This is a genomic window from Sulfuriflexus sp. (genome assembly GCF_032250955.1).
GTDB lineage: Bacteria > Pseudomonadota > Gammaproteobacteria > AKS1 > AKS1 > Sulfuriflexus.
Genome location: NZ_JAVVES010000058.1, coordinates 1 through 16,297, shown reverse-complemented (window position 1 = coordinate 16,297; position 16,297 = coordinate 1). Strand labels below are relative to the sequence as shown.

At 56.9% G+C, this 16,297-nt stretch carries 18 protein-coding genes; 5 read left to right on the top strand and 13 right to left on the bottom strand.

Annotation, left to right across the window (positions count from 1 at the left end; all coding sequences use genetic code 11):
• From ubiB to lptM, 11 genes are all read right to left on the bottom strand, one after another.
• On the bottom strand, positions 1–1,202 hold a 1,202-nt coding region (gene ubiB / locus RQ738_RS10595; protein WP_314165146.1), incomplete at its 3' end, for a 2-polyprenylphenol 6-hydroxylase.
• 13 nt (positions 1,203–1,215) lie between these two features.
• Entirely contained in the window at positions 1,216–1,839 is a 624-nt protein-coding gene (locus tag RQ738_RS10590) for an SCP2 domain-containing protein (RefSeq protein ID WP_314165145.1), read from the bottom strand.
• Entirely contained in the window at positions 1,836–2,594 is a 759-nt protein-coding gene (gene ubiE / locus RQ738_RS10585) for a bifunctional demethylmenaquinone methyltransferase/2-methoxy-6-polyprenyl-1,4-benzoquinol methylase UbiE (RefSeq protein ID WP_314165144.1), read from the bottom strand. Before ubiE ends, RQ738_RS10590 begins: the two co-directional genes overlap by 4 nt.
• A 40-nt stretch (positions 2,595–2,634) precedes the next feature.
• A complete protein-coding gene (locus tag RQ738_RS10580; protein ID WP_314165143.1) occupies positions 2,635–3,021 on the bottom strand; it encodes a DUF971 domain-containing protein in 387 nt (128 codons plus the stop codon).
• Positions 3,022–3,071: 50 nt separating this feature from the next.
• The gene (gene hslU, locus RQ738_RS10575; protein WP_314165142.1) at positions 3,072–4,409 is read right to left on the bottom strand and encodes an ATP-dependent protease ATPase subunit HslU; all 1,338 of its coding nucleotides are present in this window, start codon (positions 4,407–4,409) and stop codon (positions 3,072–3,074) included.
• A 20-nt stretch (positions 4,410–4,429) separates the two neighbouring features.
• Positions 4,430–4,978 carry an ATP-dependent protease subunit HslV gene (gene hslV, locus RQ738_RS10570; protein WP_314165141.1) on the bottom strand — a complete coding sequence of 183 codons (549 nt, stop codon included), beginning with the start codon at positions 4,976–4,978 and terminating at the stop codon, positions 4,430–4,432.
• A 242-nt stretch (positions 4,979–5,220) separates the two neighbouring features.
• Complete coding sequence (gene xerC / locus RQ738_RS10565) at positions 5,221–6,126, bottom strand: tyrosine recombinase XerC (protein ID WP_314165140.1); 906 nt, start codon at positions 6,124–6,126, stop codon at positions 5,221–5,223.
• Positions 6,127–6,140: 14 nt separating this feature from the next.
• Complete coding sequence (locus RQ738_RS10560) at positions 6,141–6,851, bottom strand: DUF484 family protein (RefSeq protein ID WP_314165138.1); 711 nt, start codon at positions 6,849–6,851, stop codon at positions 6,141–6,143.
• Complete coding sequence (dapF, locus tag RQ738_RS10555) at positions 6,848–7,678, bottom strand: diaminopimelate epimerase (protein ID WP_314165137.1); 831 nt, start codon at positions 7,676–7,678, stop codon at positions 6,848–6,850. Before dapF ends, RQ738_RS10560 begins: the two co-directional genes overlap by 4 nt.
• A 301-nt stretch (positions 7,679–7,979) precedes the next feature.
• A complete protein-coding gene (gene lysA, locus RQ738_RS10550; protein ID WP_314165136.1) occupies positions 7,980–9,233 on the bottom strand; it encodes a diaminopimelate decarboxylase in 1,254 nt (417 codons plus the stop codon).
• A 7-nt stretch (positions 9,234–9,240) separates the two neighbouring features.
• Positions 9,241–9,369, bottom strand: a complete 129-nt coding sequence (lptM, locus tag RQ738_RS10545; protein ID WP_314165135.1) for an LPS translocon maturation chaperone LptM — start codon at positions 9,367–9,369, stop codon at positions 9,241–9,243.
• A gap of 144 nt (positions 9,370–9,513) precedes the next feature.
• Between lptM and RQ738_RS10540 the strand changes: the two genes are divergently transcribed.
• The 5 genes from RQ738_RS10540 (at position 9,514) to RQ738_RS10520 (ending at position 15,065) form a co-directional block, all read left to right on the top strand.
• Positions 9,514–11,445, top strand: a complete 1,932-nt coding sequence (locus RQ738_RS10540; protein WP_314165134.1) for a sensor histidine kinase — start codon at positions 9,514–9,516, stop codon at positions 11,443–11,445.
• The gene (locus RQ738_RS10535; protein WP_314165132.1) at positions 11,438–12,814 is read left to right on the top strand and encodes a sigma-54 dependent transcriptional regulator; all 1,377 of its coding nucleotides are present in this window, start codon (positions 11,438–11,440) and stop codon (positions 12,812–12,814) included. The genes RQ738_RS10540 and RQ738_RS10535 overlap by 8 nt, the downstream gene beginning before the upstream one ends.
• 167 nt (positions 12,815–12,981) lie before the next feature.
• On the top strand, positions 12,982–13,452 hold the full coding sequence (soxY, locus tag RQ738_RS10530; RefSeq protein WP_314165131.1) for a thiosulfate oxidation carrier protein SoxY: 471 nt from the start codon (positions 12,982–12,984) through the stop codon (positions 13,450–13,452).
• 31 nt (positions 13,453–13,483) lie between these two features.
• Complete coding sequence (gene soxZ / locus RQ738_RS10525; protein ID WP_314163216.1) at positions 13,484–13,795, top strand: thiosulfate oxidation carrier complex protein SoxZ; 312 nt, start codon at positions 13,484–13,486, stop codon at positions 13,793–13,795.
• A 595-nt stretch (positions 13,796–14,390) separates the two neighbouring features.
• On the top strand, positions 14,391–15,065 hold the full coding sequence (locus RQ738_RS10520; protein ID WP_314165129.1) for a carboxylesterase: 675 nt from the start codon (positions 14,391–14,393) through the stop codon (positions 15,063–15,065).
• On the opposite strand, the gene RQ738_RS10515 is transcribed toward RQ738_RS10520, so the two are convergent.
• Together RQ738_RS10515 and RQ738_RS10510 are read right to left on the bottom strand one after the other, a co-directional pair.
• Positions 15,051–15,659: a DUF938 domain-containing protein gene (locus RQ738_RS10515; RefSeq protein ID WP_314165128.1), complete on the bottom strand. Its 609-nt coding sequence runs from the start codon at positions 15,657–15,659 to the stop codon at positions 15,051–15,053. The genes RQ738_RS10520 and RQ738_RS10515 overlap by 15 nt on opposite strands.
• A gap of 61 nt (positions 15,660–15,720) precedes the next feature.
• The gene (locus RQ738_RS10510) at positions 15,721–16,179 is read right to left on the bottom strand and encodes an RT0821/Lpp0805 family surface protein (protein ID WP_409929545.1); all 459 of its coding nucleotides are present in this window, start codon (positions 16,177–16,179) and stop codon (positions 15,721–15,723) included.
• Positions 16,180–16,297: the final 118 nt, after the last annotated feature.

Here is a 16,297-nt window from a genome sequence, read left to right as displayed (position 1 = left end):
TGCAACAATACCAGTTGCGGCTGAATCGGCATGTCAAAGCGACGCGCGGTCTGGAACAGGCGCAGCAACAGGTTACCGAAGGAAATCTCTTTTAATGGCCGCTCGAAGATCGGTTCACACACAGAACGGATCGCCGCCTCGAACTCATCCAGCCGGGTAGTGCGCGGGATCCAGCCGGACTGGACGTGCAGTTCAGCAACGCGGGCGTAATCGCGGTTGAAGAAGGCGAGGAAGTTTTCCGCCAGGTAGCGTTGATCGTCCGCGTTCAGGGTACCCATGATGCCGAAGTCGACGGCGATATAAAGCCCGCTGTCATCGACAAAGATATTGCCCGGATGCATATCGGCGTGAAAGAAGTTATGCCGGAAGACCTGGGTAAAAAAGATCTCAACACCACGCTCTGAAAGCTGCTTCAGGTTAATGCCCTTTTCGCGCAAGCCGGCAATGTTACTAATCACGGTGCCATGGATACGCTCCATCACCATGACGTTACGCCGCACCATTGGCCAGTAGATTTCAGGCACATAGAGCTTGTTCGAGCCAATGAAGTTACGCCGCAGTTGCGAGGCGTTGGCCGCTTCGCGCATCAGGTCAAGTTCATCAAGGATGGTATGTTCGTAATCAGTGACGACCTCGCGGGGGCGCAGGCGACGACCATCGGCCCAGTAACGTTCGGCCAGCCGCGCCAGCGTATGCAGAATCGACATGTCGCGGCGGATAATCTTCTCTATGCCCGGGCGCAGCACCTTGACGATGACGCGCCGGTCATCGGGCAGGGTCGCGGTGTGTACCTGGGCGATGGATGCGGAGGCCAGTGGGGTTTCATCGAACTCGGTAAACAGGATGTCGGTACTCTCGCCGAGGGCCTGCTCGATGATCCGGCGTGCCTCGGCGCCAGGGAAGGGCGGTACCTTGTCCTGGAGGCTGGCGAGTTCGTCGGCAATGTCGTCGGGTAGCAGGTCGCGACGGGTCGAGAGGATCTGGCCGAACTTGACGAAAATGGGGCCGAGGTCTTCAAGCGTGCGGCGGATGCGTTCGCCACGTGAAGCGGTAATACGCCGGAACCAGGTCCACGGCGCAAAGATATACAGGAAGCGTAACGGCCGCAGCAGGTGGGTGGCAAAGATCAGTTCGTCGAGCCCGTGGCGGGTCAGGACAAAATTGATATGCGCCAGGCGTAGCAGTTGTCTCGGTCCGAACATGATCAGTCGTCGCTCAAGCGTTATTATTGTTTATACGTTGCTCGTAACGAGACAGACGCAGTTCAAAACGTTCGACGTCCGCGCGCAAGGCATCAACATCGTCAAGGAACTGTTCGATGTCAACACGTTGCGGCAGCACGCGCATTTCCTGTTGCAGCAGTTCAGCCAGGTCCTGTTGCAGACTGGCTGCGGCATGCTGTCCCCAGTTCTTCAGCCCGCGTACCCCGCGGCCGACCTGGTGGGCGGCGATATCACCAATCACGTTGGAGAGCAGTTCTTCCCAGTCGATATCGATATTGCCGAGCAGGTCCTTTACGGCCTGGCCGAAGGCCACATCGCCGACGATTTTTACCTCGCCCTTGAACATTGCATCACTGCTATCGGTTGCCAGAGCGAGGCGGGCCAGCCCAAGCGGGGTAGCGGAGATGGTCGTATCAATATGACCTTCGGCAAAGGCATGCACCTGCAGGCGGCCATCGACGGGTAACAGGTAGAGCGTCATATTGGGGCCGCGGATATGCAGTGCGAGCAGCTTGCCTTCGAGGGCGCGGACGCGTTCGGCGGCATGCGGGTCGAGTTGCAGCACCCGGTTCAGTGCTGCATCAAGTGCCGACACCAGCGGCACCGGGGCTCTCACAGTTTATAACCCTTGTGCAGGGCGACCACGCCACCGGTGAGGTTGTAGTAGTCGCAACGTTCGAAGCCGGCGTCCTGCATCATGCCGAGCAAGGTTTCCTGGTCGGGATGCATGCGGATGGATTCGGCGAGGTAACGGTAACTGTCAGGGTCATCGGCGATGACCTTGCCCATGATAGGCAACAGCTTGAAGGAATACAGATCATAGGCCCTGGATAACAAGGGCATGGTGGGCTTTGAAAACTCGAGGATCAGCAGCTTGCCGCCGGGCTTGAGGACGCGGAACATGGCGCGCAGGGCCTTGTCCTTGTCGGTGACGTTGCGCAGGCCGAAACCGATAGTGACGCAATCAAAATAATTGTCGGGAAAGGGCAGCACCTCGGCATTGGCTTGCACGTACTCGACGTTACCGACAATGCCTTTATCGACAAGGCGTTCCCGGCCAACGCCGAGCATGCTGCCATTGATGTCACTGATCACGACCCGGCCGGTCTGGCCGACGCGTTTGGCCATCAGGGCGGTCAGGTCGCCGGTGCCGCCGGCCAGGTCGAGCACCTGCTGGCCCGGGCGCAATGCGCTGACTTCGACCGTAAAGCGTTTCCAGAGACGGTGGACACCAAACGACATCATGTCATTCATGATGTCGTAACGACTGGCAACCGAGTCGAACACGCCACGAACGCGGTCCTGCTTGTCCTTGCGGCTGACGGTTTCGAAACCGAAGTGCGTGGTTGACTCCTGTTGCTCGTTACTCATGTCATGCCCTTGTTATTGTTGACTGATGAAACGTCCCGAATCAGATATTGCTCAGGTCTTTCGCCAGGTCGCGTCGTTTGTGGCCGCCTGCCTGCAGACGTTGCAGGTAGTCTTCCCACATGGCGTCACGGTTCATGCCGTAATTATACAGTGTCTCCCAGGCATAAATCCCGGTATCGTGGCCATCATCGAAGCGCAGCAGCACGGCGTAACTGCCAACCGGTTCGATGGCATCGATATTGACGCCTTCCTTGCCAAACTGCAGCACGCCCTCACCGGGGCCATGACCCTGCACCTCGGCGGAGGGCGAATGCACGCGCAGGAACTCGCAACTCAGTTCAAAGTGCTTGCCGTCGTCGAAGGTCAGCTCGAGCATGCGCGCCTTCTTGTTCAGTTTAATCTCTGTGGGTATGGGTTTTTTTGACATCGTGCTTACCTCGTTGGCCCCGGGCGACTGCATTCACCCCGAGAGTGTATTTATAGTATATAACGACTCATGTCCTCGTCACCGGCGAGTTCGCCAAGGTGTTCGGTGACATAATTGCCGTCAATGGTGATGCTTTCGCCGCTCTTGTCGGAGGCCTCGAAGGAGACGCTCTCCAGCAGCCGTTCCATGACCGTGTGCAGGCGTCGGGCACCGATGTTCTCAGTGGTTTCATTAACCTGGCAGGCCATTTCGGCAATGCGGGCAATGCCGTCTTCGGTGAAGGACAGCGAGACCCCTTCGGTGTGCAGCAGGGCGATGTACTGTTCGGTCAGGGAGGCGTCCGGCTCAGTGAGGATGCGGATGAACTCTGCGGTACCGAGCGAATCGAGTTCGACCCGGATGGGCAGGCGGCCCTGCAACTCCGGGATCAGGTCGGAAGGCTTGGTCAGGTGGAAGGCGCCGGAGGCAATGAACAGGATGTGGTCGGTCTTGACCATGCCGTACTTGGTAGACACGGTGCTGCCCTCGACCAGCGGCAGGAGGTCGCGCTGTACCCCCTCGCGCGAGACATCCGGGCTGCTGTTGCCGCCGCCGCGCTTGGCAATCTTGTCCATCTCGTCGAGGAAGACAATGCCGTTTTGCTCAACCGCCTCCATGGCACGGACTTTCAGGTTCTCTTCATCGACCAGGCGGGCGGCTTCTTCCTCGATGAGGATTTTGAAGGCGTCGCGCACGGCCAGCTTCCTGGTCCTGGTGCGCTGGCTGCCCATGTTCTGGAACATGTCCTGCAGTTGCGAGGTCATTTCCTCCATGCCGGGCGGGGCCATGATCTCAACGCCGACATTCGTCGAACTGGTTTCGACCTCGACCTCCTTGTCATCGAGCCTGCCTTCGCGGAGCATCTTGCGGAATTTCTGGCGGGTCTCGTTGCTGTCTTTTTCGGCTTCATCAATGCCGCGTGGTGCAGGCAGTAACAGGTCGAGGATCTTCTCCTCGGCAGCATCCTCGGCGCGGTGACGAACCTTGTGCATCTCCTGCTCGCGCAGCATTTTGACGGCGATGTCGGCAAGATCGCGGATGATGGACTCTACATCGCGCCCAACATAGCCGACCTCGGTGAATTTCGTTGCCTCCACCTTCATAAACGGCGCGTTCGCCAGCTTGGCGAGACGGCGCGCGATCTCGGTCTTGCCGACCCCGGTCGGACCGATCATGAGGATGTTCTTCGGCGTGATCTCGTTGCGCAGGCTGTCATCAACCTGCATGCGGCGCCAGCGGTTGCGCAGGGCAATGGCGACGGCGCGCTTGGCGCCGGCCTGGCCGATGATGTGCTTGTCGAGTTCCTGCACGATCTCGCGCGGGGTCATGGATTGGGTAGTATCAGGCATAGTGCAATTGGCAACGCGGCTTATTTGGTCTCGTTGCTCAGCTCTTCAATGGTCAGGTTGTTGTTCGTGTACACGCAGATCTCGGCAGCGATATTCAGGCCTTTCTCGACGACCTCGCGCGGCTCGAACTCGGTGTTCAGGAGCAGGGCGCGGGCGGCGGCCTGCGCAAAAGGTCCGCCGGAGCCAATGGCCATGATATCGTTTTCCGGCTCGATAACATCCCCGTTACCCGAGATGATCAGCGAGGTTTCCTTGTCGGCGACGATAAGCAGGGCCTCGAGGCGGCGCAGCATGTTATCAGTACGCCATTGCTTGGCCAGCTCGACGGCCGCACGGGTCAGGTTGCCGGAGTATTTTTCCAGCTCGGCCTCGAAGCGTTCGAACAGGGTGAAGGCATCGGCCGTACCGCCGGCAAAACCGGCAATGACCTGGTCATTATAGAGCCGGCGCACCTTGCGTGCGTTGCCCTTCATGACCGTGTCGCCCATAGAGACCTGCCCGTCGCCGCCGACGGCCACCTTGCCGTGGCGGCGCACAGAGAGAATCGTTGTGCCATCAAACTGTTTCAAAACGGTATTCCTTACAGAATTACAAAAAGGGGTCGTCGATTGTACACGAGATGGGGGTCGGAATGAGTTTTTTCAAGCTAATCAGGTAGTAACCCGCGGACGAGTTCTGGGTTTTTTATCATCCCAACGCAGGCAGGGATTCAGTGTGTCATCGGTTTTTTTAAATGGACAGGATTAACAGGATTTACATGATGTTATCTTTGCCTCCGAGCCGCATTTTTATCCGGTAAATCCTGTCTGGTTCAGGGGCGCTTGCGCCTGGCTCGCGGGTGGGCAGCATCATAGACCTGGGCGAGGTGCTGGAAGTCGAGATGGGTGTAGATCTGGGTAGTCGCGATATCGGCGTGGCCGAGCAATTCCTGCACCGCACGCAGATCGCCGCTTGATTCGAGCAGGTGGCTGGCAAAGGAGTGCCGCAGGCGGTGCGGATGGACGCGGGCATCCAGTCCCTGTTTCAGACCCCACTGGTGCATGCGCTGTTCGATGCCGCGGCCAGACAGGCGCGTGCCGTTGCGGTTGACGAACAGGGCCGTTTCATCGCGCCGGGCCAGGCCCTCGCGTGCGCCGAGCCAGGCCTGGAGGGCCTGGATGGCAAGGCGACCGACCGGCAGGATACGGGTCTTGCTGCCCTTGCCGGTCACGCGCACCAGCGCATCGGCATAATCAACATCGGGCAGATCGAGGCCGACGAGTTCTGACAGGCGCAGGCCGGAAGAATAGAGTAGTTCCATGATGGCCCGGTCACGGATTGATAGTGAGTCCTCACCCTTGATGTCGAGCAGGCGGTTTACCTGGTCGGCATCAAGCACCTTGGGCAGGCTGCGGGTAACCTTCGGCGCGCTGACGCCCTCGGCCGGGTTATGCGTGACCAGTTCCTCGCGTAACAGGTAACGGAACAGGCTTCTTAACGAGGATAACAGTCGCGCGATACTGCGGCCGTGCAGGCCCTCACGATGCAGTTGCGCGACAAGGGCACGCACCTGGTGGATGTCCAGCTGTTGCCAGTGCTGGATATGGCGCGTATCGCAAAATGCGCAAATGCGTTTCAGGTCTCGCCGGTAATGGGTAAGCGTTTGTGGCGAAAGACGGCGTTCGTGTTCGAGGTGGGAAAAAAACCTTGTCAGCCAGTCTGTTTTCGTGTCTGGCATGCCTGAAACCCGGCTTACAGGTGCGGCCGCAGGGTGCGACCGACCATCTCGCCGATGTAGGTTAAAAATACCGTGCCTATGGCCGGGCTGAAGCGCTGTTTGTCATAACTGCCGATGGCGAGCAGGCCAAAACATTCGTTGTCGCAGATCGGCACGAGTGCGGCCGAGCCGATATCGGCGGCGGCATCGGCGAACAGGAATCCGGCCTGGGCCGCGTTCAACGGCCCGCAGAGTGGCTTGTTCTGGCGGAAGAACTTGCTGAATAACTCTTCAAGGGTGTCATCACGCGTGATGAAGGCGACATCATCGACCCCGCTGGCCGACTTGCCGGATGGCGTGGCGGCGCCGAACAGGCGCAAGGTCACGCTGTCGGCCATGAACTCGCTGCGCAGGCTGTCCTGTACGGCGTAGAAGACCTCGTCCAGCGAAGCGGTTTCCATCAGGGCCAGGGCCATCTTCTGGATGCGGGCATTGAGCTTGTCGTTATCGCGGGCGATCTGGATGAGGTTATTGAGTTTCTTTTCCAGGCCCTGATTATTGTCGCGCAGGATATTGACCTGGCGTTCGATCAGGGAAACGGCGTTGCCACTCGGGTGCGGCAGGCGTAACTCGGCAAGCAGGTCGATATTCGTTTCGAAAAAACGCGGGTGCTTGAGCAAAAATTCGACAACGTCTTTTTCGGCGACACCGTCAATATTCAGGTCTTTTTCCTGGTGTGGACTCATAATTCAATCTGGCCATCAAATACGTGGGTGGCGGGGCCGGTCATCCAGACAGGGTTGTCATCGCCCGCCCAACTGATTTGCAGCGTTCCGCCGCGCAAGTGCACCCTAACCTTATCATCAACCAGCCCCTGTTGACGAGCTACAACCATGGCGGCGCAGGCACCGGTGCCGCAGGCCTCGGTCTCGCCGGCACCACGTTCGTAGACGCGCAGCCGGATCTGTTCGCGGTCGATCACCTCGGCAAAGCCGACATTCACACGGTTCGGAAAGTCAGGGTGGGATTCGAGGCGCGGGCCAAGCTCGGCCACCGGCGCAGTGGCAACATCATCCACCAGTAACACGGCGTGGGGGTTGCCCATGGAAACCGCGCCGAAACGGACGGGTTTGCCATCAATGTTCAGACTGTACTCCGGTTCGGTCGAGTCACGTCGTAATGGAAGATCTGCCGGGGCAAAACGCGGTTGGCCCATGTTGACCGTGACCTCGCCGCTGGCCTCGATCTGCAGGGTGATACGGCCAGTGGCCGTGTCGACCACAATAGAGTCGTTGTGGCTGAGGCCCTTGTCGCGCACGAAGCGGGCAAAACAGCGCGCGCCGTTGCCGCACTGCTCTACCTCACTGCCATCGGCATTGTAGATGCGGTAATAAAATTCGCTCCCAACCTCTCGGGGTGGCTCCACGATCAGCAGCTGGTCACAGCCAATGCCGCGACGGCGATCAGCAAGACGGCGCACCAGTGCCGCGTCAAGGGACACAGACTGGTTGATGGCATCAATGACAACGAAGTCGTTACCAAGGCCGTGCATTTTGCTGAAGTTAAGGAGCATGGCGCCAAGGGTAGCGGTTAATGGACCTTATTTACAGTATTAGATAGGTATTTTGTCCCCTCTCCCTTAGGGATAACCAGGGATAAGGGGTCGGAGTCGCGCGGGCGTGATGATTGGTGGGACAACGAACCGCAACGCTGGTGACCAGGTCAGAAGCACCTGTAGAGAGCGACTCCGACCCCGCTGGATTTTAAAAACAAAAAATCTAATGGACAGGATTTACAGGATTAACGAGATTAAAAACCTCGGTTAACGAGACATATAAAATATCTGGTTAATCCTGTCTACACAGGTTTTGAACTTATTCCGGTAACAAATGTTCACCCCTGGTGAGGTCGGCGATAGTTTCACGCTCACGGATGACGTGGACCTTGTCGCCATCGACCATGACCTCGGCCGCACGTGGCCGCGAGTTGTAATTCGAACTCATGCTGAAGCCGTAGGCCCCGGAAGAACGCACGGCCAGCAGGTCACCCTGCTGCAGGGCGAGCAGGCGCTGCTTGCCAAGAAAGTCAGCGGTTTCGCAGACCGGGCCGACGATGTCATACATCTGCGCCATCGGTGCCGGCCGTGGCGAGACGGCATCAATCGCCTGCCAGGCGCTGTACAGGGCCGGGCGCATCAGGTCATTCATGGCCGCATCGACAATGGCGAAGTTGTGTTCGTCACCGTGCTTGAGGAATTCCACCCGGGTCAGCAGGACACCGGCGTTGCCGACAATCGCGCGGCCTGGTTCGATGATGAGGGTCTGCGGGCGGTCGCCGAGGATAGCTTTAATGGTGTCGGCATAGTCGTCCGCACTCGGTGGCTGCTCCGTGGCATAGCGAATGCCCAGGCCACCGCCGATATCGATGTGCCGCAGGTTGATACCCTTTTCAGCCAGTGTGTCGATCAGCGTCAGAATCCGGGCCAGGGCATCGGCGAATGGTGACAGCTCGGTCAGTTGCGAGCCGATATGGCAGTCGATGCCGTGGATATCGAGGTGCTCGAGTCCGGCGGCATGGGCATAGGCATCCGCGGCCTTTTCGATCGGTATGCCGAACTTGTTTTCCTTCAGGCCGGTGGAGATATACGGATGCGTGCCGGCATCGATGTCCGGGTTGACGCGCAGCGAGATCGGGGCGGACTTGCCGAGCTGGCCGGCGACTTCGTTAATCCGCTCCAGTTCGGCCTCGGATTCGACGTTGAAGCAGCGAATGCCGACCTCGAGGGCGCGACTGATCTCGTCCGGGCGCTTGCCGACACCGGAAAACACGATGCGGCTGGCCTCACCCCCCGCAGCGAGGACGCGCTCGAGCTCGCCGACCGAAACGATATCGAAGCCGGAACCGAGCCGGGCGAGGATATTCAGCACGGCGAGATTCGAATTAGCCTTGACCGCGTAGCAGAGCAGGTGCTCGCGGTCGTCAAAGGCACGGTCAAAGGCACGCCACTGGGTCTCGATCGCGGCTCGTGAATAGACATAGGTCGGCGTTCCATGCTGGGCGGCAATCTGCTCGAGGGCAACGGACTCGGCATGCAAAACCCCGTTTGCATAGGCAAAAAAGTCAGTCATGGGGCGCTCAGGGCCGGTCGGCTGATGTATGGTGGCTGGCTGGCAGGTACAGATCGCCCTTCTGGCCACAGGCGCTCAGCAGCGGCAGGCTTAGCAACAGGACAAAAATGAGGCGGCTCAGTCTTTTGTTCTTCATAACGCGATACCATATAGAGAGTTACTGGAGCGAGAGTATACCAAACGGCGGGCCCGGCGCACGCTGGCACGCGTTTCGCATTAGTGTCAGCATGGTTAAGCAGGGCAGTGACAAGGCCCCGGTTTAGATAATTAAAGGTGCAGTTTGCAGTTACGGACCCACATATTCCTGCGCGTCGCCCTCGCTATTCTCGTGCCGATGATTCTAATCGTGTTCGCCGCGACCTATTACAGTGAGCAGCGTTATCGCCAGCAGATCGAGGCCGAGCTGAATGGCAGCCTGAATACCATCATAGCCGAGATAGACCGCCGCCTTGTTTATGAGCGCGAGACCTTTCGCGCCCTGGTGAATGCGCCGGTTTTCGAGCAATACCTGCCGGTCATGCGGGCAGCCAACGAAGGCCGCCTGCATGACGAGTTTTTCCTGCTCACCGAGCAGATCAACAGCTTTCTTGAGACCTTCCAGCAAATTGTGCCTTCATTGCATACCCTGCGAATCCTCGACGCGCAGGCCAATACCATGGTCAAGGTTCGCTACGGCCAGCGGAGCCCGGCGGTGTTTGATGGTATCGAGAGTTTTCCATTCGCAGAGGAGGAAATCGATGATGAGGAGTACATGGAGCGGTTGTATGAACTGCCCAATAACGAGATCGGGGTCACCCTGTTAACGCAGTCGCGCCTTGAACAGGAAGACGATGGCAGTTTGCCCATGCTCGATTACATCATGCCGATCGCACGGCAGGGCAGGTTTCTCGGTTATGTGGTGGTGAACATCGTGGGTGCCCAGATTGATCGCATCCTTGACCTGGCACCGCGGCCCAAAGGTGGTCAGCTACTAATCGCGGAGATAAACCCGGAAGACCGCGGACGCAATGGCGTTATCCTCTATGACGATGCGTCGGAGGTACAGTTTGTCGATGTAAAATCACAACAGCGCCGCCTGCAGGACCTGTTCGCGGGCAAGCTATACGATGCGGTACAGGAGTTCCCCTACGGCACCATTGAAACAAATAATGGCAAGGAAGAAATCTATTACCTTGAATACCTGCCCTATCCAAACCTGCTGGTGCACTGGGTAGTCGCCCTGCGTATTGACAGGGAGGCGATTACCGCGCCGTTTGATCGTTTTCGTCTCGCCATTGGCGGGCTGGCCCTGTTCGGTGTGTTAATGGGCCTTTGGCTGGCGGGGATAACGGCGGGGAGGATCGCGAGACCAATTACACGACTGGCGGAAACATTGAAGGATTATGCCAACGGTGATACCCGCGCACGAAGTCAGCAGACGGGCAGCGATGAGGTGCAGCAGCTGGCGGAATCGTTTAATTACATGGCCGACACACTTGAACAGGCAGGTGCCGAGCGCGATCATGCCCAGCACGTTATGTTGCAACAGGCGAAGCTGGCCAGCATAGGCCAGATGGCCGCCGGTATCGGTCATGAACTGAATAACCCGCTAAATAACATCCTCACCATCAGCAAATTACTGGAACGGGGTAACAAGACGCAAGACCCGCAATTGCAGCAGGATATTGAATCCCTGCGTGACGAAACATTGCGCGCCTCGGAAATCGTCAGAGGGGTGCTGAATTTTGCCCGCCAGGTGCCACCGCAGTTTACCTGTTTCGGGATTCGGGGCTGGCTGGAAAATACCGTTTTCCTTGTGCAGCAAGAGGCCCGCGCGCAGCAGATGAGCCTGCATATAGAGTGTGAAACAGACTTTGATATAAATGGTGACCGTGCCCAGTTACAGCAGGTGTTGATTAACCTGCTTCTGAATGCCATTCAGGCCAGTGCCGCCGGGAGCCGGGTTGCCGTCACTGCCGACAGCTATGCAGATGAGTGCATGATTAGTGTAAAAGACGAGGGCGGAGGCATTGCCGAAGAAGACCTGGAGAATGTTTTTGACCCGTTCTTTTCACGTAAAACAGTAGGTGATGGGAACGGTCTTGGTCTGTCGATCAGCCTGGGTATTATGGAGCAGCATGGCGGCAGCCTTGAGATTGTGAATAACAATAACCGGGGTGTAACCGCAACAATGCATTTGCCGATCAAGCATAACGAGGTGGAGCTTGGCTGAAAGAGAAGAAAGACCATTGATACTTTTTATCGATGACGATATACGTGCCGGCGAACTCATGCAGCGTTTCATGGAGGGTGGACCGTACCGCTGCGAGGTCTTCCAGAACCCGCACTTTGCCATAGAATATTTTAACGAACACGGTGCCGATCTGATCATTACGGATTTGCGCATGCCGGGCATGACCGGCATGGAAGTGTTGGCAGAGGTCAAGGCGCAGAACACCGATATACCGGTAATTATTATCACCGCGTTTTCAACCGTGGATAATGCGATTGATGCCATGCGCCTGGGGGCAACCGATTTCATCAAGAAGCCCTATGACATGGACGAGCTGTTTGTGCTTATCGACAAGACATTACAGCACCATCACCTGGAACAGGAAAACCTGTTACTCAAGCGCCAGCTCAAGGACGAAAAAAATCGCTATGGCATGATCGGCCACAGTCAGGTTATGCATGATGTATACGCCATGATCGAAAAGATCGCTGACATTCGCTGCAATGTCATCATCGAGGGTGAGTCTGGTTGTGGCAAGGAGCTGGCTGCGCGTGCCATTCATTACCAGAGCCGTGATGCAGAAAAGCCCTTTATAGTGATTGACTGCGGATCGCTTTCCGACACCTTGCTCGAATCGGAATTGTTCGGTCATGAGAAGGGCGCCTTTACCGGGGCAACACAAAGCAAACCAGGCATGCTCGAGCTGGCGACAGGCGGTACGGTGTTCCTTGATGAGATATGCAATATTTCCGACGCCATGCAGACCAAACTCATGCGCGTGGTGCAGGAGCAGACCTTGCAGCGTGTCGGCGGCATAAAGCCGATTCATATCAATGTGCGTTTTGTGGTCGCGACCAACCGCGACCTCGAAGAGATGGTGGCCAGGAAGCGTTTTCGTCATGACCTCTATCATCGTCTCAATGTCGTGAAGATACGCCTGCCCGCATTGCGGGAACGGCGTGATGACATACCCGAGCTGCTGCAGCATTTTGCAGACCACTTTGCCCGCCACTTTCAACGCGACGTAAAAGGTTTTGATGCCGCCTCGGTGCAACAGTTATGCGAGTATGACTGGCCCGGCAACGTGCGTGAGTTACGCAACCTGGTTGAACGCCATGTGGCACTGGCCGACGGCCCGGTCCTGCATGTCGAGAGCCTGCCGTCCCTGCGCCGTGGCGAGGTGATTGATAGCGATAACCCGAGTCTCGAGGAGCTGGAACGTCGCTACATCCTCAAATTACTGGAGAAATTTGGCGGGAATCGCGAGAAAACCGCCGTCGCGCTCGGCATCAACAAGTCGACCCTGTGGCGGCGCCTGCAGCAATACCGGGCAGCGGCAGCAGACGAGTCAGGCAGCGATAAAACCTGAATTTGCAATGCGATAGTTGCATATTGCAATCCGCAACGTTATATAATTGCCAGGTAAGTCGCTGTAGCAATACTTATCTCGCTGATTTCTATAGAAGTCCGAAAGTTGGTACGCGAATTGCGATAGTTATGTTCGAGAGCTAATTTTTTTACTTGGGAGTTAAAACGATGATTCAATCACGTCGTACATTTTTAAAAGGCAGCATGGCCGGTAGCGCTGTTGCTATAGCAGTGGGCGCAGGCCTGCTCACCCCGCAAAGCGTCCTGGCCGCCTGGCCAAAGGCCGCCTTTGAAGCCAAGGGCGTGGATAGCGCCATGAGCACCCTGTTCGGCACCACCGCCGCCGCGGCCAGCTCGGATATCAAGATCAAGGCCCCGGACATCGCCGAAAACGGTGCCGTCGTACCGGTCAGCGTCACCGCCGGTCATCCAGGTATCGAGAGCATCTCGATTCTGGCCGCTGCCAACGCCTCACCGCTGTGTGCCAGCTTTGATCTCGGCAGCAGTGCAGAAGGCTTTGTCTCCACCCGCATCAAGATGGGCAAGACCTCGCAGGTCATCGCTGTCGTCAAGGCCGGTGGCAAGGTCTACAGCGCCAGCAAAGACGTCAAGGTGACCATCGGCGGCTGCGGCGGCTAACTAAGGCAAACAGGAATTCAGAGAGGAAATTATTATGTCTATTAAAATCCGCGCCACTGCAAAGCAGGACTCAGTCACGGTCAAGGCCCTGATGAGTCATCCAATGCACACCGGTCTGCAGAAAAACAAGAAGACCGGCGAGAAGATCCCGGCGCACTTCATTCAGGAAGTGAACTGTGAGCACAACGGCAACAACGTGCTGACGGCCCTGTGGGGTCCGGCGATCTCAAAGAACCCTTACCTGTCATTCAAGTTCAAGGGTGGCAACAAGGGTGACACCATCAAGATCAGTTGGGTCGACAACAAGGGTGAGAGCGCTTCGGAAGAAGCTCAAATCCGCTAAACGATTTTGCTTTAGCTGTAAAAAAGGCCGCCTCGTGCGGCCTTTTTTATTAAGCCTTAAACCGCCAGGTACGCAAACTTACGCTAAGAAAACCTGAATCTTAATATACGGGTCCCAATCCTGTGAGGACTGGCCGTTTTTTAAAAACCATTTTACAGGATTTACAGGATTAACAGGCTGTAAACCCGGCACGAGTAAATCCTGTCTATTTAGATTCTTGATTTTCTTGGCGACACTTCGCGTACTTTGCGGTGAATGATCTTAAGGATATTATCACTGCTGTCCCGTTAACATAAGCCTGACAAGCGGTAAGCTTCGGATAAATAAGGTAAACAGGTTGACTGATGCGCATGAACACATGAAATTTCATCCCCTTCTAACCGGTGTTATCCCTTCTCCCTCCGGGAGAAGGCCAGGATGAGGGAGTAAATAAAACAATGTGTTATCGAATCTAAATCCCCTCACCCTAACCCTCTCCCGAAGGGAGAGGGAATTAACGGGACAGCAGTGGGATATTACAATTCATTATATGAAAACGGCCAGGTTAATTCTGTTCCTGCTTACCTTTATAAGTTTCCCTGTGTGTGCAAAAACAATGAACGAACAACTCGAAACAATAATAATCAATCCGGCTGAAAAGGCCGATGCCGTAGTGATCTGGTTACATGGCCTGGGGGCGGATGGCCATGATTTTGAACCCATCGTGCCGGAACTGGCCTTGCCGGAATCTGCAAAGATACGCTTTGTCTTCCCGCATGCCCCAATGCGAGCGATCACAATAAATGCTGGTTACGTCATGCGTGGCTGGTATGACGTCGCGAAGACCGATATCGGCGCGCAGCAGGATGCTGAAGGGATAAGGGTCTCGCAGCGCCAGATCGAGGCCTTGATAGAGGCCGAGATCGCGGCGGGTATCCCGGCGGAGCGGATTCTCCTGGCGGGGTTTTCGCAGGGCGCGGCGATAATTCTGCATACCGGCCTGCGTTACCCGGCGAGACTGGGCGGCTTGATGGCATTATCCGGCTATGTGCCGTTGGCGGAAACACTCGAGGCCGAACGTCACGCGGCGAACCAGCAGACGCCGATCTTTATGGCCCATGGCCGACAGGATGAAATCATCCCGCATAGCCTTGCCGAGGAGTCACGGGATTTGCTCACCGGACTTGGCTACGCGGTCGAGTGGCACAGTTACGGCATGCCGCACGGGATACTGCCCGAAGAGATCGATGACATCGCGCAGTGGCTGCGCAAGGTATTAAGGCTCGACTGAAAGCCGTTGCCAGACCAGGATGCGGTTATTGGCGGGCATGGCATGGTCACCGAGCAGACGCAGGCCAATGTTGCGGGCCAGTTCATCGACGGCAGCAAAATCGCGGATGCCGCTTTGCGGGTCGCGCGCCTTTAACCACGCATCAAAACGGGCGTTGCTCTCACTGGCATAGCGACCGGCATAATTAAACGGCCCGTACAGACAGACGCGACCGTTTTCTTCCAGCACCCTGCCAATACCGTTGAACATAGCCTCGACCGCGGCCCAGCTCATGATGTGCACGGCATTGGCACTGAAGACAGCATCGACCGACGATGCCGGCCAGTCGCGGGCCAGAACATCCAGCTCAATGGCCGCCGGGGTATTAGCGAGACCGTCCTCGTCGAGCCAGGCCCGGATACCAGGCAGGTTTTCACGACGGTCACTGCTTTGCCAGATCAGGTGGGGAAGGTGGCGGGCGAAGAAAACCGCATGCTGGCCCGTGCCGCTGCCGATCTCGAGCACATGCCGGGCGTCAGCGAGCTCCCGTTCAAGAACGTCGAGGATGACCTGCTTGTTCTGTTCACAGGATTCGGCAAACGGCTTATTGGACATGATTAAAAAAGAGGCCAGCCGGATTACTGACCGACTGGCCTGCCTGGTTTTTCCTTATAAGCTAGTTAATGACACGCCAGGTACCGTTTTCACGGCAGGCCGTACCGGTCGCGGTTTCACGACGACCATCAATGACCACCTCGGTGGTGTAGTCCCGGCAAGGCCGGCTATCCGAACTATAGGTCCTGGTTGGCGTGACCGTGTAGGCATTGCCCGAATCCGGGTTCTCCCAGCTGGCCGGCTGGTTGGTCTGGTTATATTCGAGGGAGTCGTAGGCCTTCTGGCGATCGGTTTCGTCCATGCTCTTGCCAACCTTGCCACCGAAATAGGCGCCAGCGAGGGTACCGGCAATAATGGCAGCGGTGCGGCCCTTGCCTTTGCCGATCTGGGAGCCCAGTACACCACCGAGCAGACCACCGACGACCTGTCCGGAACCTTCCTTGCTGGGTGTGGACTGGCAACCGACGAGGAAAACAGAAACGATTACCGGCATCAAAACGGCAAAAAGCTTGTGGCGCATGAGGGACCCCTTAATTATTTTATCAATAGTTCGATTATTTATTTGGCTCTTCACCAAATCAAGTGGGTAGGTTACCGTAGAAGCCATGAGAGACAAAGAATTATACGCGCAGATATTA

What these genes read in the sequence shown, in the direction of transcription:
- hslU (WP_314165142.1), bottom strand. Translation starts at nt 4,409, where the DNA reads ATGCCTGATACTACCCAATCCATGACCCCGCGCGAGATCGTGCAGGAA.
- RQ738_RS10515 (WP_314165128.1), bottom strand. Translation starts at nt 15,659, where the DNA reads ATGTCCAATAAGCCGTTTGCCGAATCCTGTGAACAGAACAAGCAGGTC.
- dapF (WP_314165137.1), bottom strand. Translation starts at nt 7,678, where the DNA reads ATGCTCCTTAACTTCAGCAAAATGCACGGCCTTGGTAACGACTTCGTT.
- RQ738_RS10580 (WP_314165143.1), bottom strand. Translation starts at nt 3,021, where the DNA reads ATGTCAAAAAAACCCATACCCACAGAGATTAAACTGAACAAGAAGGCG.
- lysA (WP_314165136.1), bottom strand. Translation starts at nt 9,233, where the DNA reads ATGACTGACTTTTTTGCCTATGCAAACGGGGTTTTGCATGCCGAGTCC.
- RQ738_RS10560 (WP_314165138.1), bottom strand. Translation starts at nt 6,851, where the DNA reads ATGAGTCCACACCAGGAAAAAGACCTGAATATTGACGGTGTCGCCGAA.
- RQ738_RS10510 (WP_409929545.1), bottom strand. Translation starts at nt 16,179, where the DNA reads ATGCGCCACAAGCTTTTTGCCGTTTTGATGCCGGTAATCGTTTCTGTT.
- lptM (WP_314165135.1), bottom strand. Translation starts at nt 9,369, where the DNA reads ATGAAGAACAAAAGACTGAGCCGCCTCATTTTTGTCCTGTTGCTAAGC.
- soxY (WP_314165131.1), top strand. Translation starts at nt 12,982, where the DNA reads ATGATTCAATCACGTCGTACATTTTTAAAAGGCAGCATGGCCGGTAGC.
- xerC (WP_314165140.1), bottom strand. Translation starts at nt 6,126, where the DNA reads ATGCCAGACACGAAAACAGACTGGCTGACAAGGTTTTTTTCCCACCTC.
- ubiE (WP_314165144.1), bottom strand. Translation starts at nt 2,594, where the DNA reads ATGAGTAACGAGCAACAGGAGTCAACCACGCACTTCGGTTTCGAAACC.
- RQ738_RS10520 (WP_314165129.1), top strand. Translation starts at nt 14,391, where the DNA reads ATGAACGAACAACTCGAAACAATAATAATCAATCCGGCTGAAAAGGCC.